The sequence below is a fragment of the Microbacterium galbinum genome, assembly GCF_023101185.1.
In the GTDB taxonomy this organism is placed as follows: Bacteria; Actinomycetota; Actinomycetes; order Actinomycetales; family Microbacteriaceae; genus Microbacterium; species Microbacterium galbinum.
Genome location: NZ_CP078077.1, coordinates 1,729,980 through 1,756,392 on the forward strand (window position 1 = coordinate 1,729,980; position 26,413 = coordinate 1,756,392).

26 protein-coding genes are annotated in these 26,413 nt (G+C 69.6%); 15 read left to right on the forward strand and 11 right to left on the reverse strand.

Features of this window, described 5'->3' with window-relative positions:
• Positions 1-94: 94 nt before the first annotated feature.
• On the reverse strand, positions 95-625 hold the full coding sequence (locus KV396_RS08550; RefSeq protein WP_247955434.1) for an adenine phosphoribosyltransferase: 531 nt from the start codon (positions 623-625) through the stop codon (positions 95-97).
• Between the two features lie 173 nt (positions 626-798).
• Here KV396_RS08550 and KV396_RS08555 point away from each other — a divergent pair, with 173 nt between their 5' ends.
• The 5 genes from KV396_RS08555 to KV396_RS08575 all read left to right on the forward strand — a co-directional run bounded on the left by KV396_RS08555 (position 799) and on the right by KV396_RS08575 (position 6,648).
• Positions 799-2,109: an ABC transporter substrate-binding protein gene (locus KV396_RS08555; protein WP_247955435.1), complete on the forward strand. Its 1,311-nt coding sequence runs from the start codon at positions 799-801 to the stop codon at positions 2,107-2,109.
• A gap of 112 nt (positions 2,110-2,221) precedes the next feature.
• The gene (locus KV396_RS08560; protein WP_247623650.1) at positions 2,222-3,274 is read left to right on the forward strand and encodes a carbohydrate ABC transporter permease; all 1,053 of its coding nucleotides are present in this window, start codon (positions 2,222-2,224) and stop codon (positions 3,272-3,274) included.
• The gene (locus KV396_RS08565; RefSeq protein WP_372491944.1) at positions 3,271-4,161 is read left to right on the forward strand and encodes a carbohydrate ABC transporter permease; all 891 of its coding nucleotides are present in this window, start codon (positions 3,271-3,273) and stop codon (positions 4,159-4,161) included. The genes KV396_RS08560 and KV396_RS08565 overlap by 4 nt, the downstream gene beginning before the upstream one ends.
• Positions 4,162-4,165: 4 nt before the next feature.
• Entirely contained in the window at positions 4,166-5,596 is a 1,431-nt protein-coding gene (locus KV396_RS08570) for a GH1 family beta-glucosidase (RefSeq protein WP_247955436.1), read from the forward strand.
• Positions 5,597-5,655: 59 nt separating this feature from the next.
• Positions 5,656-6,648, forward strand: coding sequence for a LacI family DNA-binding transcriptional regulator (locus KV396_RS08575; RefSeq protein WP_247955437.1), 993 nt, complete (start codon positions 5,656-5,658; stop codon positions 6,646-6,648).
• A gap of 225 nt (positions 6,649-6,873) precedes the next feature.
• On the opposite strand, the gene KV396_RS08580 is transcribed toward KV396_RS08575, so the two are convergent.
• Together KV396_RS08580 and KV396_RS08585 are read right to left on the reverse strand one after the other, a co-directional pair.
• A complete protein-coding gene (locus KV396_RS08580) occupies positions 6,874-7,926 on the reverse strand; it encodes a hypothetical protein (RefSeq protein WP_247955438.1) in 1,053 nt (350 codons plus the stop codon).
• Entirely contained in the window at positions 7,914-8,786 is an 873-nt protein-coding gene (locus KV396_RS08585; RefSeq protein WP_247955439.1) for a DUF1266 domain-containing protein, read from the reverse strand. Before KV396_RS08585 ends, KV396_RS08580 begins: the two co-directional genes overlap by 13 nt.
• A gap of 107 nt (positions 8,787-8,893) precedes the next feature.
• Between KV396_RS08585 and KV396_RS08590 the strand changes: the two genes are divergently transcribed.
• A complete protein-coding gene (locus KV396_RS08590) occupies positions 8,894-9,571 on the forward strand; it encodes a TetR/AcrR family transcriptional regulator (RefSeq protein ID WP_247633077.1) in 678 nt (225 codons plus the stop codon).
• Between the two features lie 223 nt (positions 9,572-9,794).
• On the opposite strand, the gene KV396_RS08595 is transcribed toward KV396_RS08590, so the two are convergent.
• Positions 9,795-11,150, reverse strand: coding sequence for a uracil-xanthine permease family protein (locus tag KV396_RS08595; RefSeq protein WP_247955440.1), 1,356 nt, complete (start codon positions 11,148-11,150; stop codon positions 9,795-9,797).
• 177 nt (positions 11,151-11,327) lie between these two features.
• A complete protein-coding gene (locus tag KV396_RS08600; protein WP_247955441.1) occupies positions 11,328-12,212 on the reverse strand; it encodes a phosphoribosylaminoimidazolesuccinocarboxamide synthase in 885 nt (294 codons plus the stop codon).
• Between the two features lie 86 nt (positions 12,213-12,298).
• On the opposite strand from KV396_RS08600, the gene KV396_RS08605 reads away from it, so the two are divergent.
• Positions 12,299-12,514: a hypervirulence associated TUDOR domain-containing protein gene (locus KV396_RS08605; RefSeq protein ID WP_247955442.1), complete on the forward strand. Its 216-nt coding sequence runs from the start codon at positions 12,299-12,301 to the stop codon at positions 12,512-12,514.
• Positions 12,515-12,550: 36 nt separating this feature from the next.
• On the opposite strand, the gene KV396_RS08610 is transcribed toward KV396_RS08605, so the two are convergent.
• On the reverse strand, positions 12,551-13,456 hold the full coding sequence (locus tag KV396_RS08610) for an Ltp family lipoprotein (RefSeq protein WP_247955443.1): 906 nt from the start codon (positions 13,454-13,456) through the stop codon (positions 12,551-12,553).
• Between the two features lie 194 nt (positions 13,457-13,650).
• Between KV396_RS08610 and KV396_RS08615 the strand changes: the two genes are divergently transcribed.
• The 7 genes from KV396_RS08615 to KV396_RS08645 all read left to right on the forward strand — a co-directional run bounded on the left by KV396_RS08615 (position 13,651) and on the right by KV396_RS08645 (position 20,877).
• A complete protein-coding gene (locus KV396_RS08615; protein ID WP_247955444.1) occupies positions 13,651-14,916 on the forward strand; it encodes a sensor histidine kinase in 1,266 nt (421 codons plus the stop codon).
• Positions 14,917-14,938: 22 nt separating this feature from the next.
• Positions 14,939-15,619 (forward strand): response regulator, encoded by a 681-nt coding sequence (locus tag KV396_RS08620; protein ID WP_247623630.1) that lies wholly within the window; start codon positions 14,939-14,941, stop codon positions 15,617-15,619.
• Between the two features lie 100 nt (positions 15,620-15,719).
• Positions 15,720-16,343: a PadR family transcriptional regulator gene (locus KV396_RS08625; protein ID WP_247955445.1), complete on the forward strand. Its 624-nt coding sequence runs from the start codon at positions 15,720-15,722 to the stop codon at positions 16,341-16,343.
• Entirely contained in the window at positions 16,340-17,854 is a 1,515-nt protein-coding gene (locus tag KV396_RS08630; protein ID WP_282185330.1) for a DHA2 family efflux MFS transporter permease subunit, read from the forward strand. Before KV396_RS08625 ends, KV396_RS08630 begins: the two co-directional genes overlap by 4 nt.
• 106 nt (positions 17,855-17,960) lie before the next feature.
• Complete coding sequence (locus tag KV396_RS08635) at positions 17,961-19,436, forward strand: amino acid ABC transporter substrate-binding protein/permease (RefSeq protein WP_247623628.1); 1,476 nt, start codon at positions 17,961-17,963, stop codon at positions 19,434-19,436.
• Positions 19,433-20,161: an amino acid ABC transporter ATP-binding protein gene (locus KV396_RS08640; RefSeq protein WP_247633069.1), complete on the forward strand. Its 729-nt coding sequence runs from the start codon at positions 19,433-19,435 to the stop codon at positions 20,159-20,161. The genes KV396_RS08635 and KV396_RS08640 overlap by 4 nt, the downstream gene beginning before the upstream one ends.
• Before the next feature lie 185 nt (positions 20,162-20,346).
• Positions 20,347-20,877 carry a GNAT family N-acetyltransferase gene (locus KV396_RS08645; protein WP_247955446.1) on the forward strand — a complete coding sequence of 177 codons (531 nt, stop codon included), beginning with the start codon at positions 20,347-20,349 and terminating at the stop codon, positions 20,875-20,877.
• Between the two features lie 7 nt (positions 20,878-20,884).
• On the opposite strand, the gene purD is transcribed toward KV396_RS08645, so the two are convergent.
• Together purD and KV396_RS08655 are read right to left on the reverse strand one after the other, a co-directional pair.
• Complete coding sequence (gene purD / locus KV396_RS08650; protein WP_247955447.1) at positions 20,885-22,162, reverse strand: phosphoribosylamine--glycine ligase; 1,278 nt, start codon at positions 22,160-22,162, stop codon at positions 20,885-20,887.
• A gap of 181 nt (positions 22,163-22,343) precedes the next feature.
• Positions 22,344-23,012 carry an NUDIX hydrolase gene (locus KV396_RS08655; RefSeq protein ID WP_247955448.1) on the reverse strand — a complete coding sequence of 223 codons (669 nt, stop codon included), beginning with the start codon at positions 23,010-23,012 and terminating at the stop codon, positions 22,344-22,346.
• 34 nt (positions 23,013-23,046) lie between these two features.
• Between KV396_RS08655 and KV396_RS08660 the strand changes: the two genes are divergently transcribed.
• Positions 23,047-23,415 carry a sterol carrier family protein gene (locus KV396_RS08660; RefSeq protein ID WP_247633065.1) on the forward strand — a complete coding sequence of 123 codons (369 nt, stop codon included), beginning with the start codon at positions 23,047-23,049 and terminating at the stop codon, positions 23,413-23,415.
• Positions 23,416-23,426: 11 nt separating this feature from the next.
• Here the strand turns inward: KV396_RS08660 and KV396_RS08665 are convergent, their stop codons facing one another.
• From KV396_RS08665 to KV396_RS08675, 3 genes are read right to left on the reverse strand one after another with little or no spacing between them, the layout of a single operon-like run.
• Positions 23,427-24,200 (reverse strand): heme ABC transporter ATP-binding protein, encoded by a 774-nt coding sequence (locus KV396_RS08665; RefSeq protein WP_247955449.1) that lies wholly within the window; start codon positions 24,198-24,200, stop codon positions 23,427-23,429.
• Positions 24,197-25,270 (reverse strand): FecCD family ABC transporter permease, encoded by a 1,074-nt coding sequence (locus KV396_RS08670; protein WP_247955450.1) that lies wholly within the window; start codon positions 25,268-25,270, stop codon positions 24,197-24,199. The genes KV396_RS08665 and KV396_RS08670 overlap by 4 nt, the downstream gene beginning before the upstream one ends.
• Positions 25,267-26,382, reverse strand: coding sequence for a heme/hemin ABC transporter substrate-binding protein (locus tag KV396_RS08675; protein WP_247955451.1), 1,116 nt, complete (start codon positions 26,380-26,382; stop codon positions 25,267-25,269). Before KV396_RS08675 ends, KV396_RS08670 begins: the two co-directional genes overlap by 4 nt.
• Positions 26,383-26,413 lie beyond the last annotated feature (31 nt).

A 26,413-nucleotide genomic window follows, 5' to 3' on the forward strand; every position in this document is an offset into this window, starting at 1 on the left:
AACGGCTCCAGAAGTCGCGGGCAGGAAGGCGCGTCCAGTCTACCGCCCTGCTCCGGTCGCGATTCGCCGCCGGGCGTGGCGCGCGGGGCGTCGCTCAGGCGTGGAAGACGGTGTGCAGATCGCCGATGAGCTCGCGGCCGCCGAGGCCGTCGATCTCGAACAGCACCGAGATGCCGACCACGTGGCTGCCGAGGCGCTCGACGAGCTGGCGGCCGGCGGCGAGGGTGCCGCCCGTCGCGAGCACGTCGTCGATGAGCAGCACGCGCGATCCCGCGGGCAGGTCGTCGTGCATCTCGATGGTGGCGGTGCCGTATTCGAGGGCGTAGTCGACGGATGCCGCGGGGCGGGGCAGCTTGCCGGCCTTGCGGATCGGGATGAGTCCGGTGCCCGCGGCGATGGCGGCGGCACTCGCGAGGATGAACCCGCGGGCCTCGATCCCGGCGATCACGTCGAACTGTCCGGCGAACGGCTCGATGATGGCCTCGGTCGTGACGCGGAGGGCCTCGGCGTCGGCGAGCAGCGGCGTGATGTCGCGGAAGACGATGCCCGGCTGCGGGTAGTCCGGCACGTTGCGGATCAGCGACTGGGCGCGGACGAGGGCAGAGGAGAGTTCGGCTTCGGGCACTGAGCAAGGGTACTCCTCGTGTTCGAGGGTTTCGAAAACGGGGACCCTTGACAATCGTGGGAGCGCTCCCATATCGTGGCCGGAACGTCGTGGGAGCGCTCCCATCGCGGAGCCCACGGCTCAGCACCATCCCGACGCACCACCCACCGCACCACCTCACAAAGGAGTGAACTGTGAACGCACGCGCCCGCCACCGGGTCCTCACGACCGCAGCCGTGGCATCCGTCTCGGCCCTCGCCCTCGCCGGCTGTTCCACCGGCGGAGGAGGCGAGGGCGGCTCGAACGCCGACGAGGAGATCACTCTCACCGTCACCACGTTCGGCACCTTCGGCTACGACGACCTGTACGAGGAGTACGAGGCCGCCCACCCGAACATCACCATCGAGGCCACCAACATCGACACCGGCGGCAACGCCCGCACCGACGCCTTCACCAAGATCGCGGCCGGCTCGGGTCTCAGCGACGTCGTCGCGATCGAGGAGGGCTGGCTCGGCGCCGTCATGGACGTGTCCGACACCTTCGTCGACCTGCGCGACTACGGCATCGAGGACCGCAAGGACGACTGGGTCGACTGGAAGTACGGTCAGGCCACGGACGCCGAGGGCCGGGTCATCGGCTACGGCACCGACATCGGCCCCTCGGGCATCTGCTACAACGGCGCCGCGTTCGAGGCCGCCGGGCTCCCGAGCGACCGCGAGTCGGTCGCCGAGCTGCTGAACGGCGACTGGGAGAACTACTTCCAGGTCGGTGCGGACTACACGGCCAAGACCGGCAAGGCCTGGTACGACCACTCCGGCTTCGTCTGGAACGCGATGGTCAACCAGCTCGACGAGGGGTACTACACCGCCGACGGCGAGCTGAACGTCGAGGGCAACGCCGAGCTGCAGGAGCGCTTCGAGCTGCTGGGAGCGGCGACCGAGGGTGGCCAGTCCGCCGCCCAGACCGCGTGGGACTGGAACGGCGGCAAGTCGTTCGTCGACGGCACCTTCGCGACGTTCGTGTGCCCGGGCTGGATGCTCGGCGTCGTACAGGGGCAGGTCGAGGCCGGCGGCGGCGACGCATCGACCGGCTGGGACTTCGCGGATGTCTTCCCCGGCGGAGCGGCGAACTGGGGTGGCGCGTTCCTGTCGATCCCCGAGTCCTCGCAGCACAAGGAGGCCGCGGCCGAGCTCGCCGACTGGCTGACGCAGCCCGAGCAGCAGGTGAAGCAGTCGGCCGCCGCGGGCAACTTCCCCTCGACGGTGAAGGCGCAGGAGACCCTCGCCGCCGACGCCACCCCGAACCCGTTCTTCAACGACGCCCCCACCGGCGCGATCCTCGCGGAGCGCGCGAAGGGCGTGGTCGCGCAGTTCAAGGGCGCCGATGACTCGGTGATCCAGGAGAACGTCTTCGGCCCGGCGCTCAGCGCGCTCGACCGCGGCGAGACCGACACGAAGGGCGCCTGGGATCAGGCGATCTCCCTCCTGAACGACCTGGTCGGCTGACCGGCCCTTCGCCCTTCGTCTCGTCGCTGACGCTCCTCGCTCAGGGACCGGTTCGTCCGGTCCCTGAGCGAGCGGAGCGAGACGAAGGGCCCCTCCGATCAAGGAAACCCTCATGACTCTCACCGCACCGCCCGCGCAGCAGCGGGTGGCGGCATCCGCCCCTGAATCGGATGCTCCGCCGAAACGCTCCTGGCGCCATCGCGTCTCCCGTTTCGACCAGAACGCCTCGCCGTACTTCTACATCTCGCCGTTCTTTCTGCTGTTCGGGCTGGTGGGCCTGTTCCCGCTGCTGTACACGGTGTACGTCGCCGTGCACGAGTGGGATCTGCTCAAGGGCGAGGGCGGGTTCGTCGGCTTCGGCAACTTCGTCGAGATCCTCGGCGACGGGATGTTCTGGAACTCGATCTTCAACACCCTCAGCATCTTCCTGCTGTCGGCGATCCCGCAGCTCGCGGTCGCGCTGACGATCGCCTACCTGCTCGACCGCGGGCTGCGCGCCCCGACGTTCTGGCGCATGAGCGTGCTCATCCCGTTCGTGGTCACCCCGGTGGCGGTCGCGATCATCTTCTCGAGCATCTTCAACGAGGCCGACGGTCTCGCCAACAACCTGCTCAACCTCATCGGCATCGCCGACCAGCAGTGGAAGCACGACACCGCGCTGTCGCACATTGCGATCGCGGTGATGGTGAACTTCCGCTGGACCGGGTACAACGCGCTCATCCTGCTCGCCGCGATGCAGGCCGTTCCGCGCGACCTCTACGAGTCGGCGGCCCTCGACGGCGCGGGCGCCGCCCGCCGCTTCTTCTCGATCACGATCCCGACGATCCGCCCGACGCTGATCTTCGTCATCATCACGGCGACCATCGGCGGACTGCAGATCTTCGCCGAGCCGCGGCTGTTCGACGTCTCGACCGCCGGCGGCATCGGCGGCAGCGATCGGCAGTTCCAGACGACCGTGCTGTTCCTCTGGGAGCTCGCGTTCTTCCGGCGCGATCTGGGCGAAGCATCCGCCGTCGCCATCCTGCTGTTCCTGTTGATCGTCGGCATCGGCGTGATCAACTTCCTGATCTCGCGACGGATATCGACGGGGGATGCCGGCCGCAACCGCGCCGCGCGCCGCCGGGCCCGCGCGACCGCCGCCACCCTCGAGGAGGACGCACGATGACCGCGACGATGGCACTGAGCGTGCCCGAGAAGATCCGCCGTCGCCGGGGCAGCGCCCTCGGCAACGCGGGGATCGGCAGCCGGCCGGGCTTCCTCACCTACGGCCTGCTGGCCGCGTTCGTGATCGGCAGCGTGTATCCGCTGTGGTGGTCGGTCGTCGTCGCGAGCGGCACGAACGCCACGCGCGGCGAGACCCTGCCGCTCATCCCGGGCGGCAACTTCCTCGCGAACGCCGCCAAGGTGTTCGACGCGATCCCGTTCTGGCTGGCGCTGGGGAACTCGTTCCTCATCTCGGGCATCATCACGATCTCGGTCGTGACGTTCTCGACCCTCGCCGGCTACGCGTTCGCGAAGCTGCGCTTCAAGGGACGCGACGGCCTCATGGTGTTCGTGATCGCGACCATGGCGATCCCCACGCAGCTGGGCATCATCCCGCTGTTCATGCTCATGCGCGAGCTGGGTTGGACGGGGTCGATCGGGGCCGTGATCGTGCCGACGCTCGTCACCGCGTTCGGTGTCTTCTTCATGCGGCAGTACCTCGTCGACGTCATTCCCGACGAACTGATCGAAGCCGCACGCGTCGACGGCGCCAACCAGTTCCGCACGTTCCTGACGGTCGGGATCCCGGCCGCCCGCCCCGCGATGGCCATCCTCGGACTCTTCACGTTCATGACCGCGTGGACCGACTACCTGTGGCCGCTCATCGTGCTCTCGCCCTCGAATCCCACCCTCCAGACCGCGCTCAGCCAGCTGCAGTCCGGTTACTACATCGACTACTCGATCGTGCTCGCCGGTGCGGTGCTCGCGACCCTTCCGCTGCTCGTGCTCTTCGTGGTCGCGGGCAAGCAGCTGGTCAGTGGCATCATGGCGGGCGCGGTGAAAGGATGACTCCATGACCCGTGCGTTTCCCCAGAACTTCCTCTTCGGCGCCGCCACCGCGGCCTACCAGATCGAGGGGGCGGCTTTCGAAGACGGGCGCACCGCGTCGATCTGGGACGCGTTCTCGCGCGTACCCGGAGCGGTGATCAACGGGGACAACGGCGATGTCGCCTGCGACCACTACCACCGGTACCGCGACGACGTGGCGCTGATGAAGGACCTCGGTCTCCAGACGTACCGCTTCTCGACCTCGTGGTCGCGGGTGCGCCCCGACGGCGGTGCCGTGAACGCGCAGGGCGTCGACTTCTACGAGCGCCTGGTCGATGAGCTGCTCGCCGCCGACATCCTGCCGTGGCTGACGCTGTACCACTGGGACATGCCGCAGGCGCTGCAGGAGACCGGCGGCTGGACGAACCGCGACACGGTCGACCGCTTCCTCGAGTACGCGGGCACCATGCACGACGCGCTCGGCGACCGGGTGAACGTGTGGACCACGCTGAACGAGCCGTGGTGCTCGTCGTTCCTGTCGTACACGGGCGGTGAGCACGCCCCCGGTCACACGAGCGTCGCCGAGGGTCTGCTCTCGGCCCACCACCTGCTGCTCGCCCACGGCGAGACGGTGCGCGAGCTGCGCGGGCGAGACGCCTCCCTCAACCTCGGCATCACGCTCAACCACACGGTCGCCGACCCCGCCGATCCGACCAACCCCGCCGACGTCGACGCCGCGCGCCGCATCGACGGGCAGTTCAACCGCTGGTTCCTCGACCCCATCTACCGGGGCGAGTACCCGGCCGACATCGTCGAAGACATCCGGGCGGTGGATGCCGCGGCCGTCGAGACCTTCGAAGCCGCGATCCACGACGGCGACCTCGCCACCATCGCGCAGCACATCGACACGCAGGGCGTGAACTACTACCACGGCGACCTCGTCTCGGGCGCGGTGCCCGAGAACGTCGCCGTCGAGAGCGTGCCCGACACCGAGCGCAAGGTGCGCAGCCCCTACCCGTCGTTCGAGAACATCCACAACGTCGAGCGCGGCCTGCCCCGCACGGCGCAGAACTGGGAGGTGCAGCCCGAGGGGCTCACCCGCCTGCTGCAGCGCGTGTGGACGGAGTACGCGCAGCCCGCCGGAACCGTGCTGTACATGACCGAGAACGGCGCCGCTTACGACGACGTCGCGGTCGTCGAAGACGGCGAGACGCGCGTGCACGACGACGACCGCGCCGAGTTCCTGCGCCTGCACCTCGCCGCGGTGCTCGACGCGGCGGATGCCGGGGTCGACGTGCGCGGATACTTCTACTGGTCGCTGTTCGACAACTACGAGTGGGCGTGGGGCTACGACAAGCGCTTCGGCATCGTGCGCGTCGACTACGACACCCAGGAACGCACGCTCAAGGACTCCGCGCGGGAGTACGCTCGCATCATCGCCGCTCGCTCTCTCTGAGACCGGGCGGCGAGGGCGGTCGGAGCACCCGATCGCCCCGCCGGATCGGAGGAAGAGCTGTGTCGCGAGCGACGATCGAAGAGGTGGCCGCTGCCGCCGGAGTGTCACGGTCGACGGTCTCGCGCGTCGTCAACGGTTCGACGGCGGTCAGCCCTGAGGCGCTCGCCGCGGTGCACGATGCGATCGAGCGGCTGAACTACGTGCCGAACCGTGCGGCGCGATCGCTCGCGTCGCGTCAGACGCACGCGATCGCCCTGATCGTTCCCGAAGACACCACGCGCTTCTTCGGCGACCCGTTCTTCGCCGCGATCGTCGCCGGCATCACCGGCACGCTCCGCACCTCCGACTACCTGCTGAACCTGCTCATCGCGAGCGACGACCCGGGCGACAAGATGACCGGCTTCGTGCGCAACGGCGGTGTCGACGGGGCGCTGCTGGTGTCGCACCACACGAGCGACGCGTTCATCGACCGGATCGCGGATGCCGTGCCGGTCGTTTACGGCGGGCGCCCCGTGCGCACGCGCGAGACCGACTACGTGGTCGACGTCGACAACGTGGCCGGGGCGCGTGAGGCGGTGCGCCGCCTGGTCGACATCGGCCGCACCCGCATCGCCACGATCTCCGGTCCGCTCACGATGCTCTCGTCGATCGACCGCGTGCAGGGCTTCCGCGAGGCGTTGGCGGATGCCGGGCTCACGCCGTTCGCCGAGGAGGAGGGCGACTACAGCGAGGCCAGCGGCGCCGACGCCGCCCGCCGCATCCTCGCGGCGGGCCGCCCCGACGCGATCTTCGTCGCGAGCGACCTGATGGCCCGGGGTGCGTTGACAGCGCTGCGCGCCTCCGGCATCCGCGTTCCCGACGACATCGCCCTCGTCGGGTTCGACGACTCGTCGGTCGCGCTCAGCTGCGACCCGCAGCTCACGACGATGCGTCAGCCGATGTACGCGCAGGGCGAGGCGATGGCGCAGGTGCTGCTGTCGCGGCTCGCCGGGGGAGACCCGCCCCGCACGACCATCCTGCCGACGGAGCTCGTGGTGCGGGGTTCGGCCTGACGTCGGTCTCTCGGGGTGGGACCCTTCGACAGGCTCAGGGACCCAGTTCTGTGGGAGTGGGCCCTTCGACAGGCTCAGGGACCCAGTTCTGTGGGAGTGGGCCCTTCGACAGGCTCAGGGACCCAGTATCGAAACTGGGTTGCTGAGCCTGTCGAAGCACCCGCCACGGGAACTGCACGGGTGCGCCCCTGTTGCCCCCTCCGAGACAGGGGCGCACCCGCGATTTCAGGGGCCGCCCAGGAGCGACGTGAAGAAGTCGCCGCCGAAGAGCGTCAGCGCGGTGACGCCGGCCGAGAGCAGAACCACCCCCACGGTGCCCGCCACGGCCAGTACCGAGATGCCGTGCCCGCCGAGGCGCTGTCCTCGCAGTCCCACCGAGACGCCCGCGCGCGCCGCGATCTCGCCCGCGGCATCGTCGCGGTAGAGCTCGGTGCGTGCGGCGAACCGGCGGTGGAACTCCTCGGCGAGAACGAGCGCCGCGGACATGGTGGCGGGGCGATCGAAGCGCGTGCTCCCCGGCAGGTACACGTACAACCGGTCGGAGACGAGCTCGATCTCGGCGCCGCGTCCGAGGTCGAGCACGCGCGCCATCAGGTCGGGCGTGAAGACGTACAGAGCGTCGGTCTGGTAGCCCTCCGGCACGATCAGCCGGAACACCTTCGCGAACTCGCCCTCGAGCTCCATCCGGGCAGCGCCCCGGCCGAGGCCCAGCGTCGGGACGATGCTGCGTCGCCGGTTCGCCAGCACGATGTGCGGCACCGATGACGGCAGCGGCAGCTCGATGAACGCGAACGGTCTCTGCACGGTCGCGCCCTCCTGACCGCGCGACAGCGAGTGATGGATGCCGAGCTCGAACGGCATCCGCGGATCGTCGCCCGCGACCACCGCGCGCTCCTGGCCGCGCAGCACGCGGGTGAAGGGAGCGCCGGGGCGGCGGGTGTGCTCGAGTCGATCCGCGTAGGCCCAGCCGTTCTGCCAGGCGAACGCCGCGATCTTCACGCGGCGGCTGAGGCCCACCGCGAACCACACGAATCCGACGGCCGCGAGCAGCGTGTAGCCGATCACGAACACCGCGAGGATCGGTGCGACGGCGAGGATGTCGGTGCGCCCGAGGAACCACAGACCCGCGAGCATCGCCGCCGCGAACAGCAGCACGACCACGAGCAGGAACACGAAGCGCCGGTGCAGCGGGGTCTTCGTGATCCGCTCATAGGCGACGATGTCGCGGATGCCGGCGCTGCGCTGCAGCGGAGCGAGGTCGACGGCTACAGCGTCCACGGCAGGGTCGCCCACGGACCGTTGCGCGTCTCGGTCGCCGCGGCCTTGAAGTCCGCCCATCCGTCGCCGAACTTCTCGAACGACTTCTCGTCGACGCGGCCGTCGGACCAGTGCATGACCCGGCCGGCGATGTAGCTGAGGCCGAAGTCGGCCCACGACGAGAACGCCGGCCGCGCCTCGACGTTGATCGCGTGGATGATCGACCGGGCTTCGGGTACGTCACCGTGTCCGAGCGCGACGCCCCAGGTCGCCATCGCGACGGCCTGGCCGATCGCGTACCCGTCAAGGGTCTGCACGAACAGACCCGGCGTCACGATGTCCTTACCGACGCGCTTGCGCACCTCGGACTCGATGTACTCGATCGCGGTGATGAACGCCTTGGCGTCGCGCTTGTCGCCGCCCTCCTCGACGATGGCCGCCAGCCATTCCTTCGCCTTCGGGACACGGCCGAGGCGCTCGGCGAGGGCGACGCGCACGGCGAGGTACAGCACCCAGACCTCGCGGCGGCGGCGCACCGTGGTGAGGCGTTCGATGTTCGACAGCCACTCCTCACGGGTGTGCACGCCCCACTGCTCGACGAGCACCGACTTCTCCGACGGGCCGAGGTCGCTCGCGGTCGGGTCGTTCCACGGGCCGGAGGGCAGATTGCGGATCTGCAGGAAGCCCAGGGCGATCTCGTTCGCCTCGGCATCCGACGTCGAGAATTTCTCGGAGGGCTTCACCTTGGCCGCGGGGATGATCCAGAGGATCAGGAAGAAGAGGGCCGCGGCGCCGACGATCGCCCACACCCACCACTGGCCGATCAGCCAGCCGACGATGGATCCGAGATCGTTGAGATCGACGGGCGCGAGACGGTGCATGGAGGCTCCCCAGAGATAATTAAACTGAACGTACATTCAGCGAGTAATCTATAGTACGGGGACGCACATCGGTGCACATTCGGGGGCAACGGGGAAGTGAACTTCACATGGCGCGATCGGAAGACCAGAATCGACGTGCGCGCGAACGAGCCAAGGAGGTCATCCTCCAGGCGGCGATCGAGGTGTTCGAGGAGCGGGGCGTCTCCGGCGCCAGCATCGCCGAGATCACCAAGCGCGCCGGTGTCGCCCAGGGGCTCGTCAGCTATCACTTCGGCGGCAAGGATCAGCTGATCGCCGCGGTCATCGACCGCTGGTTCATCACGCTCCTCGAGCTGCCGAGTGTCGAGGGCAGTCCCGACGAGGTGCTCGCCTCGATCATCGACAGCGTGTTCCAGGCGACGGCCTACGCCGTGCCGCTGCAGCGCGTCGTGCTCGCGATCCAGCAGCAGCCGGCCACGCACCGCCTCTTCGCCGAGTCCGAGGACCGCTTCAGCGAGCAGGTCACGATGGCCGAAGACGCGGTGCGCAACCTGTTCCGCGCGCGCGGCGCAGCCGATCCCGGGCTCGAAGAGGTCATGTTCCGCAGCGTGCTCGAGGGCGTGTTCGTGAAGTACTCGGTGTACCGCGACACGTATCCGCTCGAAGACGCCCGCCGCTGGGTGCGTCGGCTCTACGACCTGCCGGAGCCGACCGTGCCCCTGCCGCTCGCCGTCGCCCCGCACGAGGGTGAGCCGCGCCCCCGGGCTCGCGGCGGGGTGTGCGAGGGCGCCGGCTCCGAGGACTGACGGTCTCTCGGGCGGGACGCTTCGACAGGCTCAGCGACCCAGTTTCCGTAGGGGCCGGCTTCTGTAACGGGGACGCTTCGACAGGCTCAGCGACCCGGTTCCTCTAGGGCCCCGCATCTGGGCTGGGTCCCTGAGCCTGTCGAAGGGCCCACCCCGCAGCAACACGAAGGTCCCGGATGCTTCGCGCCGAAGCATCCGGGACCTTCTGTCGTGCGGGCCGGGGTCAGGCCGGGTCGCCGCCCAGCGGACCGACGGGCTCGAGCGGCTTGGGGTCGTCGGCACCCGTCTTGCGCGCGCGGGCGATGAAGTTGCCCACGTGGTAGATCAGCAGCGCCGCGACGGTGCCGAGCACGATGCCGCCGAAGGCGAAGTCGCCCAGGTTCATCGAGAACCCGGCGATGCCGATCACGAGCGACACCGCGGCCGTGTACTGGTTCACCGGACGCGAGAAGTCGACGCGGCTGTCGACCCAGATCTTGATGCCGATGATGCCGATGAGGCCGTAGAGCGCGGTGGTCGCGCCGCCCAGCACACCGGCGGGGATCGAGTTGAACACCTCGCCGACCTTGGGCGAGAAGGCGAGGAGGATCGCGAACAGACCCGCGACCCAGTAGACGGCGGTCGAGTAGACGCGGGTGGCGGCCATGACGCCGATGTTCTCGCCGTACGTCGTGGTTCCCGAGCCTCCGAAACCGCCGGCGATGGTCGTCGCGACACCGTCGGCGATGAGCGCGCGACCGGTCTGCTTGTTGACCGTCGGGTCCTCGGTCATGGTGGCGACGCCGCGCACGTGGCCGATGTTCTCGGCGACGAGCACGAGCACGACGGGCAGGAACATCGCGATCGTCGACCAGGTGCCGGGGGCGACGAAGTCGGGGAACTGGAAGTCGGGCAGGCCGACCCAGGATGCCTCGGCGATCAGCTCGTTCGGGGTCTTGCCGCCGCGCAGTTCGTTCGGCACGTCGAACGAGCCGTTGAACGCCGCCCAGATGAAGCCGACGGCGACGCCGAGGAAGATCGAGATGCGGCCGAGGAATCCGCGGAACAGCACAGCGAACACGATGATCGCGACGAGGGTGATCGTGGCGGTGACCGGGTCGAGGGTGAAGTTGTTCCACGCGGTCGGCGCGAGGTTGAAACCGATCAGGGCCACGATCGCGCCGGCGACGACCGGGGGCATGAGCGCATCGACCCAGCGCAGGCCGGCGAACTGCACCACGAGACCGACGAGGGCGAGCAGGATGCCGACGGCCACCACACCCGCGAGCGCCGAACCCGTGCCGCCCGCGGCGACCGCGGCGGTGATCGGCGCGATGAACGCGAACGACGAGCCGAGGTAGCTGGGGAGGCGGTTCTTGGTGATCAGCAGGAAGAGCAGGGTGCCCACGCCGCTGAACAGCAGCGTGGTCGAGACGGGGAAGCCCGTCAGCGTGGGCACGAGGAACGTGGCGCCGAACATCGCGACGACGTGCTGCGCACCGATCGCGATCGTGGCGGGCCAGTTCAGACGCTCTTCGGGGGCGACGACGGCGCCGGCTTCGACGGTGCGGCCGTTGCCGTGGATCTTCCACAGGGGCATGCGGGCTCCTCAGGGATTCGGGGTGGGGGAGTGCTGGAGCAACACTACCGATTCCTGAGTGTTCCCTGGGTGCCCTTCGTCTCGCGTGGGGGACGCTTCGACAGGCTCAGCGACCCAGCCACTGGGTCCCGGAGCCACTGGGTCCCTGAGCTTGTCGAAGGGTCCCGCCCTGCCTGACTACGCCCCGAGGCGGTCGATCAGTTCGCGGTAGCGGTCGGCCGTGCGCGAGACGATGTGCTCGGGCAGCGCGGGGGGTTCTCCCTGCTTGTCCCAGTGCGACGCCAGCCAGTCGCGCACGATCTGCTTGTCGAAGCTCGCCATGCGCTGGCTCGGCGTGACGCCGGTGCGCCAAGCCTCGGCATCCCAGTACCGCGACGAATCGCTCGTGAGCACCTCGTCGGCCAGGCGCAGCGTGCCGTCGGCATCCGTGCCGAACTCGAACTTGGTGTCGGCGAGGATCAGACCCTTCTCCTCGGCGATGGCGGCCGCGCGCGTGTAGAGGTCGAGCGAGACGTCGCGCAGCTCGGCGGCGCGCGCTTCGCCCACCAGCTCGACGGTCTGCGCGAAGGTGATGTTCTCGTCGTGCTCGCCCATCGGAGCCTTGTACGCGGGGGTGAACAGCGGCTCGGGCAGGCGGTCGCCGTTGTTGAGCCCGGCGGGCAGCGGGATGCCGCAGACCGTGCCGCTCTCCTCGTATTCCGCCCAGCCGGAACCCGTGATGTAGCCGCGCACCACGCACTCGACGGGCAGCATCTCGAGGGACTGCGCGAGCATGGCGCGGTCGGCGACGGCATCCGGGATCTCGCCCTCGGCGAGGTGGTTGGGGGTGTCGAGCTGCGCGAACCACCAGCGACTCAGCCGCGTGAGCAGGGCGCCCTTCTTCGGGATGCCGGGTGACAGCACGAAGTCGAACGCGCTGACGCGGTCGCTCGCCACGACCAGGATGCGCGTGTCGGCGGGATCCTCCGAGGCGTACAGGTCGCGGACCTTGCCCGAGTAGAGGTGACGCCAGCCGGGGATGCTCTGGGACGTGCTGTCTGCAGGAGTGCTCACCTGCCCCATTATCCCGGTCGCGCGACCGCGCCGTGTCAAGGGGAGTGGCGGATGCCGCGGCATCCGCGATGCTCTCCGCAACGAACGGAGGATGCATGTCGGAGGAACTGTCGAAGGGTGACCGGGTGAGCTGGAACACCTCACAGGGGCGCACACGAGGAACCGTCGAGGAGAAGCGCACGAGGGACTTCGAGTTCGCGGGGCAGCATTTCACGGCGACGGCCGATGACCCGGCCTACATCGTGGAGTCGGAGAAGAGTGGTGATCGCGCCGCGCACAAGGGATCGGCTCTGCGGCGACTGAAGAGCTGACGGCGCGCCCCCGCGGCGCCGTCAGCCCGGTCGGTGTCAGTCGTTCAGGTGCGCGATCGCGTAATCCGCCTCTTCGGGCGTGAACTTCTCGCCGTACTCGCTGACGAGCTGGTCGCGGATCGCCGACGGTGACATGGCCATCGTCTCCTGGTAGGTCTTCGCCTTCTCGAGCGCGTTCGCGTTCCAGTCGGCGACCATCGTGTCGACCGCGTACTGCGCCGCCTCGGGCGAGAACTTCTCGCCGTACTCCGAGGTGAGCTGGTCGTAGATGCCGGCCTTGCTCATGTGCATGAAGTCGGAATAGGTCTCGGCCTTGGTCAGCGCCGAGGCGTACTCGGCGGGGACGGCCGGTGCCTCGGGCTCGGCCGGCGCCTCTTCTTCGACCGGCTCGGCGGATGCTTCTTCGACGGGCTCCTCGGCGGCGGTCGTCTCCTCGGGTGCGGCCGACTCGACCGGGGCCGAGACCGCGGGTCGGTCGGAGATCGGGCGCGACGACGCCTGCGAACCGTTGACGGCGCTGCTGACGATGCCGAGCGCGATCACGATGCCCGTCACGATCCAAGCGATCTTCTTGTGCTCCTCGTGCCCGGCGAGCGCGAACCCCTTCGAGTCGCGGGTCGAGTTCGTGAGCACCAGGATCAGGTCGATGAGTGCCCAGATGCCCAGGCCGCCGAACGTGACGAGCTTCAGGATGCCGGTGCCGACCTTGCCCAGGTAGAAGCGGTCGACGCCCAGCACGCCCAGCAGCAGCGCGAGCAGCCAGGTCACGAGGAACGACTTCTCGCCGATCGCGACGGGCGGTGCGGCCGGGGCGGGGGAGCCCGCCGCCGGTGCGGGGTAGCCCGGGGCCGGGGCGCCGGGTGCGGGGTAGGCCGCCGTGGGTGCGGCGGGCAGCGGGGAGGGCGGGGGCGGGGGCGTGGAGCCCGTGTTGTCGAAAGTCATGACGAATCCTCGGTTCAAGGGGTGGGGACGGGGGTGGCGGATCGCGCCCTGGTCGGCGCTCGTCCATCACCTTCGCAGCCCCGCTCGGCCGGGGGTATCGGCCATCCGTCCACACCCGGGTACGCCGTTCGGCAGAGGCTTCTCGTGCCGTCCGGCAGGCGCGCGCGAGGCGCGCGGGGCAATACGCTCGGTCTGTGTCGGCATCGAACCCCTCCTCAGCGCGCTCCCGCGGTCGCGCCGTGACGTACACGGCCGGGTCGATCGCGCTCCTGATCGTGGGCGCGGTGCTCGACATCTGCGCCGTCGCCAACGTGCCCGGCGCCGCGACGTACCCGACCGTCGACGGGGCGGCCGGAGGCACCCTGCGGATCACCCCGGTGGGTGTGGGCATCGCCCTCTTCGCGATCGCCGCGTGGTTCACGGTGCTCTGGCGGCGGCGGCATCCGCTGGTCGTCGTGATCGCCGGTGGCGTGCTCGCCGTCGTCGGCACCTCGTATCTGCTGCTGCTGATCGGCGCCGTCGCGCTCATCCGTCAGAAGCCGACGAAGGTCGTGCCGATCGGCGCCGTCGTCGGCGGGAGCGTGCTGCTGTTCGCGCTGCGCGAGGCGTTGACGCCGTGGGGCGGGGCCCTGCCCTGGTTCCTCACGACCAGCATCGGCGCGGTCGACAGCGTCGAATGGAACGTCGCGGTGATCGTCTGCGCGCTCGTGTCGCTCGGTATCGCCGCCGGGTCGGTGGCACTGACCCGCACGCGGGACCGCGCGGAGCGCAGCGAGCAGCGGGCGGCCGTGCAGACGCAACGAGCCGACGTGCTCGCCGAGCAGACCGTGCGTCAGGCCGAGCGCGAGCGCATCGCCCGCGACATGCACGACGCCCTGGCCCACCGCCTCTCGGTGGTCTCGCTGCACGCCGGAGCGCTCGAGGCGGCGGCCGACGCGGGGGTGACCGGTCAGATGGCGAGGACCGTCCGCGAGCAGACCCACGCCGCACTGCAGGACATGCGCGGTCTGATCGGCGAGCTGCGCAGCGGATCGGATGCCGAGAGCTCCGCTCCCGCGACGATGCGGGCCGTCGGTGCCCTCGTCGCCGGTCTCCGCGGCGCGGGTCATGCGATCACCTCGCTGATCCTGATCGAGTCGCCCGAGCGTGCGGGCGCGCTCTTCGACGGCGCGGTGTTCCGGATCGTTCAGGAGTCGCTCACCAACGCCGTCAAGCACGCGCCGCGCGCACCGATCGACCTGATCGTGCAGGTCGCTCCCGAGTCGGGCGCGCGGATCCGCGTCGTGAATCCGGTCGGCGCCGGGGTGCCCGCGGGTGCGCCGGGGAGCATTCCGGGCGGAGGGAACGGCGTGCTCGGCATCCGCGAACGCGCCACGGCGCTCGGCGGCCAAGCCTGGATCGGCGCGTACGAGGGCTCGTTCATCGTCGACGTGACGCTGCCCTGGCAGGAGCGCGGCTGACCCGCGCCGATATGCTCGGTGCGTGACCGGCTTCGACGACTCCCCCGTGCGGGTGCTGATCGTCGATGACGAACCCCTCATCCGCAGCGGGTTCCGGTTCGTGCTCGGTGCCGACCCGTCGATCGAGGTCGTCGCCGAGGCATCCGACGGCGCCGCCGCGATCGAGCTCGTGCGCACGCACCGACCTGACGTGGTGCTCATGGACGTGCGGATGCCGGTGATGGACGGGCCCGAGGCGACCGCCGCCATCGTGGCCGAATCGGGCGCGCGAGTGCTCGCGATGACGAGCCTCGACGCCGAAGGGCAGCTCGTACGGATGCTGATCGCCGGGGCGCTCGGTTACCTCCTGAAGGACGAGTCGCCGACGCGCATCATCGATGCGGTGCGACGCACCGCCGCGGGCGAGAGCGTGTTCTCGGCGCAGAGCACGGCGCAGCTGGTGCGACGCGCGGTCGAGGGCGAACAGGGGCAGGGGCGCGCCGCGGCGGTCGCCCGGATCTCGGTGCTCACCGAGCGCGAGCGCGATGTCGCCGTGCGGGTGGCTTCGGGCGCCACGAACCAGGAGATCGGCGCGGCGCTGCACATCGCCCCGGGCACCGTGAAGACGCATCTCGAGCAGGTCTTCGCCAAGCTCGCGGTGCGCAATCGCGTGCAGGTCGGTGTGCTCCTCGAACGCGCGGGGCACGGACCGATCGACGTCTGACGGCTGCGGTCGCAGCATCCGCCTCCTCGCCGGGGGCGTGCTTGATCGCGCCGCGGAACAGGCGTATAGTCCACGTGGACTAATCGAAGTGGAGCAGGTGATGAAGGATCCGATCGACACGCTCACGCCCATGGGTGTGATGGTGCTCGCGCTGCTGCGCGAGGGCGACATGCACCCCTATGAGATGGTCCGTCTGCTGCGCACTCGTCAGGACGACCGCCTGCTCACGATCACCAACGGCACGCTCTATCACACGGTCGCGCGCCTGCAGAAGACCGGCCTGATCGACGAGATCGGCATCGATCGTGACGGCAACCGTCCCGAGCGCACCACCTACACGCTGACCGATGCCGGTCGCGACACCGTCATCGCGTGGGTGCGCCGCGAACTGCCCCGCACCGACAGCGAGACCGACTTCCGCATCGCGCTCGCCGAAGCGCACAATCTCGAGCGCGACGACGTCACCGCGCTGTTGCGCGAGCGTCGTTCCGCTCTCATCGAGAGCCACGTGGCCCACCGCGACGGGCTCCGCGCAGCACACGAACGGGGTACTCCCGCACAGGTGCTCGTCGAGATAGAACGCCAGGAGGCACTGCTCGAGGCCGAGGTGCGCTGGCTCGACACCCTCCTCACCCGACTCGACAGCGACGGGCTCCGCTGGGGCCCGAACGACTTCGACGACACAGACCGCTACATCGCTCAGCGAAAGGCTGCACAGCAATGACCGAATCCCGACAGGCCGTCGGCCCCCAGACCGGCCCCTTCGCCGCGGGGCAGGCACCGAAGAGCCCCTGGCCCGCCCTCTGGGCGCTCGTCATCGGCTTCTTCATGATCCTCGTCGACACGACGATCGTCTCGGTCGCGAACCCCGCGATCAAGGCCGCCCTCGACCCGAACACCAACAACCTCGACAACGTCGTGTGGGTGACCAGCGCCTACCTGCTCACCTACGCCGTGCCGCTGCTGATCACCGGCCGCCTCGGCGACCGCTTCGGACCGAAGAACATCTACCTCATCGGACTCGCGATCTTCACCGCGGCATCCCTCTGGTGCGGTCTGTCGAGCTCGCTCGAGGGCCTGATCGCGGCCCGCGCCGTGCAGGGTCTCGGCGCCGCGTTCATGACCCCGCAGACCATGGCCGTCATCACCCGCACCTTCCCGCCCGAGCGCCGCGGCGCGGCCATGGGCCTGTGGGGTGCGACCGCCGGTGTCGCGACGCTCGTCGGCCCGCTGCTCGGCGGCGTGCTCGTCGACGGCCTCGGCTGGGAGTGGATCTTCTTCGTCAACCTGCCCGTCGGCGTGATCGCCTTCGTCGCCGCGTGGATCCTCGTGCCCAAGCTCAAGACGCATCCGCACCGCTTCGACATCCTCGGCGTCGTGCTGAGCGCCGTCGCGATCTTCCTCGTGGTCTTCGGCCTGCAGGAGGGTGAGAAGTACGACTGGGGCGTCATCTGGGGCCCGATCTCGGTGTGGGGCATGATCATCGCCGGCATCGTGGTGCTCGCGATCTTCATCGTGCAGCAGTGGAAGACGAAGTCCGAGGCGCTCGTGCCGCTGGAGCTCTTCAAGGACCGCAACTTCTCGGGCGCGAACGTCGCGATCGCCGCAGTGGGCTTCACGGTGACGAGCATGTCGCTGCCGCTGATGTTCTTCCTGCAGACGGCCCGGGGGCTCACCCCGACCGAAGCCGCGCTCCTGATGATCCCGATGGCGGTGCTCTCGGGCGTGCTGGCTCCGGTCGCGGGCAAGATCCTCGACCGCACCGACCCCCGCATCATCCTGATCCCGGGTCTGCTCGCCGTCTCGGGAGCCCTGTTCTGGTACTCGTCGCTGGTGAACATGGACACCCCGATCTGGATGTTCCTGTTCCCCTCCGCCCTCATGGGCCTCGGCAACGCCGGTATGTGGGGTCCGCTCGCGACGACCGCCACCCGGATGCTCCCGATGCGCCAGGCCGGCGCGGGCGCGGGCATCTACAACACCACCCGCACGATCGGATCGGTGGTCGGATCGGCCGCGATCGCCACGTTCATGCAGGCGCGCCTCGAGGCGAACCTGCCGGGCATGGACGACGCCGGCGGGTCGATCGGCTCGGGTGGAACCCTTCCGGATGTCGTCGCCGAGGGCTTCTCGACGGGCATGTCGCAGGCGATCCTGCTGCCGGCCTGCGTGATCCTCGTCGCGCTCATCGCGTCGCTGTTCCTGCGCGGTGCGCCGAAGCATCCGGCCGTCTGATCCTCCGACGAACGCCCCGCCCCGAAATGGGCGGGGCGTTTCGCGTTGACTAAGGTAGACGGGCGGCGACCGGCCGGTCGCCACCCCGATCCGAGGAGCATCCGTCGTGATCCCACACCCCTCTTCCCTGCGCGCCCGGCTCCGCCGCCTCGCCCGCACGACCGGAGCCGCCGTGCTCGCGACCGCCGTCGCGGGCGCCGCGCTGCTCGGCGGAGCCGCCCCCGCCACGGCCGCCGACGGTGAGACGTACGTCATCGGCACCGACACGACCTTCGCGCCGTTCGAGTTCACGAACTCCGACGGCGAGCTCGTCGGCATCGACATGGACCTGCTCCGCGCGATCGCCGACGACCAGGGCTTCGAGGTCGAGATCCGCCAGCTCGGATTCGACGCGGCCCTGCAGGCCCTGCAGTCGAACCAGGTGGATGCCGTCATGGCCGGCATGTCGATCACCGAGGAGCGTCAGCAGACGTTCGACTTCAGCGAGCCGTACTTCACCAGCGGCATCCAGCTCGGCGTTCTCGAGTCGAGCGACATCGATTCGCTCGACGACCTCGACGGCAAGACCGTCGCGGTGAAGACCGGTACCCAGGGCCAGACCTTCGCCGAGGACAACCAGGACGAGTACGGTTTCCGCATCACGCCCTACTCCGACACGACCGACATGGTGGATGCCGTCAAGGCGAACCAGGCCGTCGGCTACTTCGAGGACTTCCCGGTGCTGGCTTACGGCATCCAGCAGGGCTCCGGTTTCCGTCTCGTGGGCGAGCCCGAACTCGGCGGCGAGTACGGTTTCGCGGTCAACAAGGGCATGAACCCCGAGCTGATCGAGAAGTTCAACGCCGGCCTGGCGAACCTGCAGGAGAGCGGCGAGTACGACGAGATCGTCGACACCTACCTCAGCGCGGGCGAGGCATCCGCCCAGCCGACCGACATCATCTCCGTCGCCGTGAAGTACTGGCCGGCGCTGATGAGCGGTCTCTGGCTGACGATCCTCGCGACGCTCGTCGCCCTCGTCGCCGCCTTCGTGCTCGGCATCGTGTTCGGCTTCGGACGCCTCTCGAAGTTCCTGCCGTTCCGCTGGATCGCGACCGCCTACGTGTTCGTGTTCCGCGGCACCCCGATCCTGGTGCAGGCGTTCTTCGTCTTCTTCGCCATCCCGCAGCTGTTCCCGGGCCTGCAGTTCAACCCGTTCGTGGCCGGAGCGATCACGCTCTCGCTCAACACGGGTGCCTACATGACCGAGATCATCCGCGGCGGCATCCAGGCCGTCGACCCCGGTCAGAACGAGGCATCGCGTTCGCTGGGTCTCGGCCACTGGAAGACCATGCAGAAGGTCGTGCTGCCGCAGGCGTTCCGCATCATGATCCCGTCGTTCGTGAACCAGGGCATCATCACCCTCAAGGACACGTCGCTGATCAGCGTCATCGGCCTCGCCGAGCTGACGTTCCAGTCGCGTCAGATCATCGCCTCGACCTATCTGTCGGCGCAGGTGCTGACGATCGTCGCCATCATCTACTTCGTCGTGATCACGCTGCTGACGCTGCTCGCGAACCGCCTCGAGAGGAAGTTCAACGCATGAGCAAGATCGCCGTGCAGAACCTGCACAAGTCGTTCGGAAGCAACGAGGTGCTCAAGGGCATCGATCTGACGGTCGACGACGGCGAGGTCGTCGCGGTCATCGGGCCCTCGGGTTCGGGCAAATCGACACTGCTGCGCTGCCTCAACAAGCTCGAGGAGCCCACGTCGGGCAAGGTCGTCATCGACGGCGTCGACCTCACCGACAAGAGCGTCAAGCTCGACGAGGTGCGCCAGCGCATCGGCATGGTCTTCCAGCACTTCAACCTGTTCCCGCACATGACGGTGCTCGAGAACATCACGCTCGCGCCGATCGAGCTGGGTCGTCTGTCGAAGTCGAAGGCCCGCGAGCGCGCGCTGGCCCTGCTCGAGCGGGTCGGCCTGTCGGAGAAGGCGGATGCCAAGCCCGCCTCGCTCTCGGGCGGTCAGAAGCAGCGCGTGGCGATCGCCCGTGCGCTCGCGATGGACCCCGAGATCATGCTGTTCGACGAGGCCACCAGTGCCCTCGACCCCGAGATGGTGGGGGAGGTGCTGCAGGTCATCCGCGATCTCGCCGAGGGCGGCATGACGATGGTGCTCGTGACGCACGAGATGGGCTTCGCCCGCGAGGTCTCCGACCGCACGGTCTTCATGGACGGCGGCGTCGTCGTCGAGGAGGCCGCGCCGGCCGACCTGTTCGAGGCACCCAAGAACGAGCGCCTGAAGGAGTTCCTCTCGAAGGTGCTGTAGTTCGCGGCATCCGCTCTTCGTCGAGACCTGCTTCGTCGAGACTTGCTTCGTCGAGACCCACCACCCGCGTCGAGACCGACCGGTATCGGCGTCGGGAAGGGTGGGTCTCGACGTTTGCGGTGGGTCTCGCTCGACGGCACGCGGGCGGTTTGCGACCGGACACCGCCATCTGATGGGGTGGGGCGATGACCGTGCAGCTCGTTCGACCGACCGCCGACCTCTTCGACTCGTGGGCAGCCGCCGTGGCGGAGTTCGGCGAGGGGCATGTCGACGGGTCGGGTCTGACGGCTCCCGTGACGCCCGACCGAGCGACTCTGGATGCCCTGATCGCGGATGCCGAGCGCCTCGCCGACACCGCGATCGCCCCGCCCGCCGACCGGGTGCACAACGACCTGTACTGGGTGGTCGACGGAGCCGAGGTGGTCGGGTTCCTGTCGTTCCGGCACGCGCTCAACGAGTGGCTCGCCGAGGCCGGCGGGCACATCGGCTACTCGGTGCGGGCCTCACGTCGCCGCGAGGGGATCGCCTCGGCCGCGCTCACGCTCGGCCTCGAACGAGCGCGCGAGATCGGCCTGCAGCGGGTGCTGATCACCTGCGACGTCGACAACGAGGGCTCGTACCGCACGATCGAGCGTGCCGGCGGGGTGCTGCAAGACATCAGCGACCAGTCGGCGCGCGGCATGGGGATGCTGCGACGGTACTGGGTCGCGCTGTAGAGCAGCGTTACTCGGCGACGCGGGCGGCGATGTCGCCGCGGTAGTGCGCGCCCTCCAGACGGATGCGTCCGATCGCGTCGTACGCGCGAGCGCGGGCAGTGCCGAAATCGGATGCCGTCGCCACCACGTTCAGCACGCGACCACCGGTGGCGAGCAGGTCTCCGCCCGGAGCATCTGGACCCGCCGTTGCGGCGTGCACGATGCGCACACCCTCGACGGACGCGGCATCCGCGAGCTTCTCGATCGGGCGACCGGTCTGCGGGGCCTCGGGGTAGCCCTCGCTCGCGAGCACCACGGTGATCGCGACGTCGTCGCTGAAGACGGGCTCGGGCTGGTCCTCGAGGGTGCCGGATGCCGCGGCGAACAGCAGCTCCGATAGCGGCGTGACCAGGCGCGGCAGCACGACCTGCGTCTCGGGGTCGCCGAAACGGGCGTTGAACTCGATCACGCGCACACCCGCGGGGGTGAGGATGAGACCGGCGTAGAGCAGACCGATGAAGGGGGTGCCTTCGGCGTCGAGCTGGCGGATCACGGGCACGGCCACGTCGCGCGTGACCTCGGCGACGAACTCCTGCTCGCTTCCGAACTGCTCGGCGAGCCAGGGCAGCGGCGAGTAGGCGCCCATGCCGCCCGTGTTGGGGCCGGCGTCGCCGTCGAGCGCGCGCTTGAAGTCCTGCGCGGGGCTGAGGGCGCGCACGGTGTCGCCGTCGCTGAGGAAGAAGAGCGAGACCTCGGGGCCGGAGAGGAACTCCTCGACGAGCACCGGGCCGGCGGGCAGATACTGCTCGGCGTGCGCGAGGGCCTCGGCGCGGTCGGAGGTGACGATGACGCCCTTGCCGGCGGCGAGACCGTCGGCCTTCACGACGTGCGGGGCGCCGAGGTCGTCGAACGCCGCCTCGACCTCGGCGGTGGTGGTCGCACGCACGGCGCGGCCTGTGGGAACACCCGCGGAGTCCATGATGCGCTTGGCGAAGGCCTTCGAACCCTCGAGCTGGGCCGCCGCCTTGCCCGGGCCGAAGACCGGGATGCCGCGCTCGCGCAGCGCGTCGGCGACACCAGCGACCAGCGGTGCCTCGGGGCCGATGACGACGAGGTCGATCGCGTGCTCGTTCGCGAACGCGGTCACCGCGCCGCCGTCGAGCACGTCGACCGCGACGGGGGTCGCATCCTGTGCGATGCCGGCGTTGCCGGGGGAGACGAAGATCTCGTGCTCCGCCTTCTCTGCTCGCAGAGCGAGGATGATCGCGTGCTCACGGGCACCGGAACCGAGGACGAGAATCTTCACCCGCCCAGCCTATCGAGCCTCGCCCGTCGGGTTTCGGCGGGTTGCGGCGGGCATAACTCCGGAGATCTGCGCCGAATTGCTCCGCATCTGCGTGATCCAGACCGAATCGCCGCGTTTCTCCGGAGTTGTGAACAGGAGTCCCGGTCATTGAGCCCGTTGAAGGGCCCCGCCTCGAGGACCCTCAGACCGGCCGCTCGTCGGCGACGTTCCACGGCACGGTCCACCCGGCCGCGTCGAAGATGCCGCTGAGCACCATGGCCGTGAAGCCCCACACGATCGTGCCGTCGACGTCGAACGCCGGAGCCCGGAACGTGCGGTCGCCGAACGTGCGCACCGAGGTGTACCGTGTCGCCGGGTCGAGCAGCTGCGCCACCGGCACCCGGAACACCTCCACCGTCTCGGCGTGATCGATCGCCGCCACCCGCGACGGTGTGCGCCACCACCCCAGAACCGGGGTCACGCGATGGTTGCTGGCCGCGAGGGGGATCTCGGGCAGGGTCGCCAGCACGTCGACGCCCGCCGGGTCGAGTCCGGTCTCCTCTTCGGCTTCGCGGAGCGCGGTGGCGGCGGCGTCCTCATCCCCCGGCTCGACCCGCCCACCCGGGAACGACACCTGCCCCGGATGCGACGAGAGCGTGGAGGCGCGGCGCTGCAGCAGCACGTCGAGGTCGCGCGCGACGGCCGCATCGGGCACCACGGCCGGTTCGCGATCGAGCACGCCGAACAAGATGAGCACCGCCGCATCGTGCGCGTTCTCGGGATGGAGGAGTGCGGGGAAGGGGCCGCCCCAGCCGTGCCCGGATGCCGCGGCGAGCAGCTCGGCGCGGGCGCCCTCGGGATGCATGCTCATGCTGCGAGCCTACGCGCGGTCGTAGTGTGGGGAGATGGCCAAGAAGATCGACATCGTCGACGGACGCACGGCGCTCGACGTCGTGAAGCAGGCGGATGCCGCGGGCGAGAAGCCCCCGCGTCTGGCCCTCGCCACGGCCGTGCGGTATCTGCTGCAGCTGCTCGACGAGAAGGCGCCGGGCAACAGCGTCGAGGTGCGGGTGCCTCCGTTCGGCGCGGTGCAGGTCATCCAGGGGCCGCGGCACACGCGCGGCACGCCCCCGAACGTGGTCGAGATGGATGCCGCGACGTGGCTCGCGGTCGCGCTGGGCGAGGAGCAGTGGGCGGATGCCGCGGCATCCGGTCGCATCGCCGCCTCGGGCACGCGCGCCGACCTCGTCGACGTGCTGCCCCTGCGCCCGTAGCGCGCCGGTACCTAGCGCCGCGCGACCACCAGCGGAACCCCCGTGACGGGGTGGGGGAAGACGTCGACGGGCTGACCGTAGACCTCTTCGATGCGCGGCGCCGTGAGCACCTCGGCGGGGGCGCCGGTGGCGACCACGCGCCCCTGCGACAGCAGGGTGACACGGTCGGCATGCGCCAGTGCGGCGTTGAGGTCGTGCAGCACGATCGCGACGGCGACGCCCTCGGCCGCCTGCAGGCCGATGAGCCGCATGACGTCTTCGTGGTGCTTGAGGTCGAGAGCGGCGGTGGGTTCGTCGAGCAGCAGGATGCCGGTGCTCTGCGCGATCACGCGGGCCAGCGCCACGCGGGCGCGCTCACCGCCCGACAGAGACGTGACCGAGCGGGCGCTGAGCGGCAGCACCTCGGTGGATCCCATCGAGGTCGCGACGATGGCATCGTCGTCGTCGGCCGCGGGGGTTCGCGCCCAGGGCGAGCGCCCCATGCGCACGACCTGCTCGGCCGTGAACGGGAACGTGACGGTGTTCTCCTGCAGCAGCACCGCCCGCTGCCGCGCGAGGGTGCGCGAACGGATGCCGGTGACCGGCGCCCCGTCGAGCTCGACCCGTCCGGTCTGGGCCGTCACGTCGCCGGCGAGCACGCCGAACAGGGTCGATTTGCCGGCGCCGTTGGGGCCGACGAGGGCGTGGATCTGCCCGGCGTGGATGTCGATCGAGGCGTCGTCGAGGATCGCGCGACCGTCGCCGACGCGCACGGTGAGCCCGGTGCCCCGCAGGCGGACGGTCATGCCCAGCCTCCCGCCCGGCGGCGTGTGCGCACGAGCAGCCAGAGGAAGAAGGGGCCGCCGACGAGCGAGGTGATCATGCCGATCGGCAGGTCGGCGAGGGGCACGGCGGTGCGGGCGACGAGATCGGCCACGGCGATGAGCAGCGCGCCGCCGAGAGCCGAGGCGATCACGAGCGGCAGGTGCGCGGGGCCGATGATCATGCGCATCAGGTGGGGCACGACGAGGCCCGCGAACCCGATGATCCCGGCGAACGCGACGGCCGCGCACACCAGCAGCGCCACGGTGACGATGACCGTGATGCGCAGCAGCTCGACGTTGAGTCCGAGGTGACGTGCGGTGCGCTCGCCGAGGGCGAAGAGGTCGAGGCTCGGAGCGACGATCAACGCCACGACGATGCCGATCGCGACCAGCGGTGCGACGAGGGCGACGTTCTGCCACAGCGCGCCGTTGAGTGATCCGAGCTGCCAGAACACGATCTGCTCGCGCGTCGAGGTCGTGCCGATGAACGTGAGGAACGCCATCCCGGCGCCCGCGATCGCGTTGATCGCGATACCCGTGAGCAGGAGCGTGACGACCTCGGTGCGCCCGCCCGAACGGCTGATGAAGTAGACGGAGAGCACCGCCACGAGTCCACCGATGAAGGCGAACGCGGGGGTCGTCCACATCCCGAACGAGGCGAGTCCCAGGGTGATGCTCGCGGCCGCGCCGAGGGCGGCGCCCGACGAGACGCCGACGACACCGGCATCCGCCAGCGGGTTGCCGAAGATCGCCTGCATGAGCACGCCCGACACCGCGAGCGCGGCGCCGACGAGCAGGCCGAGCACCAGCCGCGGCATCCGGATGCTGTTGATGACGCCGTAATCGGTGGCGTTCGACGGCGCCCAGGCGGTGTCGATGCCGATGCCGTGCAGCAGCACGCCGACGAGATCGGTGGGGGAGAGGTCGTACTGGCCGCTCGTGATCGATGCGATGCAGGTGATCACGAGCGCCGCGAGCAGGCCGATGACGACCAGCGCGAAGCGCAGCCCCCGGCGCGTGGTCGGCGTCGGGGTGACGACCTCCGAGGTCATTTCGCGGGCTCGGGCGCGTAGAGGGCGCGGGCGAGGGCGCTGATGATCTCGGCCGAGCGCGGCCCGAAGCTGAGGATCTCGCTGTCGGCCATGTCGATCACGCGGCGGTGGGTTCCGGCGGGCGTCTGGGCGACGGCGGGGACACGTTCGATCAGACCGTCGATGCCCCCGACCGATTCGAGTCCGTCGGTCATCATCACGAGCACGTCGGGCTTCGCGGCGACGAGGGCTTCGGCGGTCATGGGCTTCATGCCCTCCCAGCCGATCTCTTCGGCGACGTCGACGCCGCCGACCGCGTCGATGAGGGAATCGGCGCCGGAGTCCTCGCCGAAGATGTAGTAGACGTTCGCGCTGCCGCGCACGTAGAGGAAGAGCATGCGGGCGCGATCGGCCTCGTCGGCGGGCACGATCTCGGCGATCTCGGCCTCGGCGTCGTCGAGCTCGCCCGCGAGGCGTTCGATGAGGGCCGCTCCGCGGGTGGGCACGCCCAGGGCGCCGGCGATCTCGGTGACGAGCTCGTCGGTGGTGTCGATGCGCCGGTCGCTCGAGATGACGACGACCGCGATGCCCGCGTCGCGCAACTGCTGGCGCACCTCCTTGGGTCCGATGGTCGTGTCGGTGAGCACGACGGTGGGGGCGAGCTCGAGGATCGCCTCGGCGTTCAGGCTGTGCCCGCTCTGCGTGACGACGGGGAGGTCTTCGGTGCCCACGAACTGGGTCGACGCATCCCGCCCGACGACCTGGTCGCCGAGGCCCAGGGCGAAGACGGTCGAGGCGATGGTGCCCGAGATGTCGATCGGCAGGATGCGGTCGGCCGAGGTGATCGTGACCTCGCGGTCTTCGCTATCCGTCACCGTGACCGGCAGGTCGGGCGCGGTGTCGTCGTCGATGGGGGTGATGGCATGGCTCGACAGGCAGGCGGTCGATCCGCCCTCGACGGCGCGGACGTCATCGACGAGGTCGAGATCGGCGAGAGGGACGGATGCCTGGGGGCAATCGTCCACGGGCGTTGCCGAGGCGTCGGGGGTTGCGGCATCCGCGCCGGGCTGTGCGCAACCGGCGAGTCCGATCGCGAGCGAGGCAGCGAGGAAGACAGCAAAGACGCGGCGCATAAGGCAAGGCTATCCTAAAACTTGACGCGAG

Excerpts from the sequence above, each read along its gene's own strand:
- KV396_RS08560 (WP_247623650.1), top strand. The coding sequence starts at position 2,222 with ATGACTCTCACCGCACCGCCCGCGCAGCAGCGGGTGGCGGCATCCGCC.
- KV396_RS08565 (WP_372491944.1), top strand. The coding sequence starts at position 3,271 with ATGACCGCGACGATGGCACTGAGCGTGCCCGAGAAGATCCGCCGTCGC.
- KV396_RS08570 (WP_247955436.1), top strand. The coding sequence starts at position 4,166 with ATGACCCGTGCGTTTCCCCAGAACTTCCTCTTCGGCGCCGCCACCGCG.
- KV396_RS08585 (WP_247955439.1), bottom strand. The coding sequence starts at position 8,786 with ATGCACCGTCTCGCGCCCGTCGATCTCAACGATCTCGGATCCATCGTC.
- KV396_RS08590 (WP_247633077.1), top strand. The coding sequence starts at position 8,894 with ATGGCGCGATCGGAAGACCAGAATCGACGTGCGCGCGAACGAGCCAAG.
- KV396_RS08595 (WP_247955440.1), bottom strand. The coding sequence starts at position 11,150 with ATGCCCCTGTGGAAGATCCACGGCAACGGCCGCACCGTCGAAGCCGGC.
- KV396_RS08600 (WP_247955441.1), bottom strand. The coding sequence starts at position 12,212 with ATGGGGCAGGTGAGCACTCCTGCAGACAGCACGTCCCAGAGCATCCCC.
- KV396_RS08605 (WP_247955442.1), top strand. The coding sequence starts at position 12,299 with ATGTCGGAGGAACTGTCGAAGGGTGACCGGGTGAGCTGGAACACCTCA.
- KV396_RS08610 (WP_247955443.1), bottom strand. The coding sequence starts at position 13,456 with ATGACTTTCGACAACACGGGCTCCACGCCCCCGCCCCCGCCCTCCCCG.
- KV396_RS08625 (WP_247955445.1), top strand. The coding sequence starts at position 15,720 with ATGAAGGATCCGATCGACACGCTCACGCCCATGGGTGTGATGGTGCTC.
- KV396_RS08630 (WP_282185330.1), top strand. The coding sequence starts at position 16,340 with ATGACCGAATCCCGACAGGCCGTCGGCCCCCAGACCGGCCCCTTCGCC.
- KV396_RS08640 (WP_247633069.1), top strand. The coding sequence starts at position 19,433 with ATGAGCAAGATCGCCGTGCAGAACCTGCACAAGTCGTTCGGAAGCAAC.
- KV396_RS08645 (WP_247955446.1), top strand. The coding sequence starts at position 20,347 with ATGACCGTGCAGCTCGTTCGACCGACCGCCGACCTCTTCGACTCGTGG.
- KV396_RS08655 (WP_247955448.1), bottom strand. The coding sequence starts at position 23,012 with ATGAGCATGCATCCCGAGGGCGCCCGCGCCGAGCTGCTCGCCGCGGCA.
- KV396_RS08660 (WP_247633065.1), top strand. The coding sequence starts at position 23,047 with ATGGCCAAGAAGATCGACATCGTCGACGGACGCACGGCGCTCGACGTC.
- KV396_RS08665 (WP_247955449.1), bottom strand. The coding sequence starts at position 24,200 with ATGACCGTCCGCCTGCGGGGCACCGGGCTCACCGTGCGCGTCGGCGAC.
- KV396_RS08670 (WP_247955450.1), bottom strand. The coding sequence starts at position 25,270 with ATGACCTCGGAGGTCGTCACCCCGACGCCGACCACGCGCCGGGGGCTG.
- KV396_RS08675 (WP_247955451.1), bottom strand. The coding sequence starts at position 26,382 with ATGCGCCGCGTCTTTGCTGTCTTCCTCGCTGCCTCGCTCGCGATCGGA.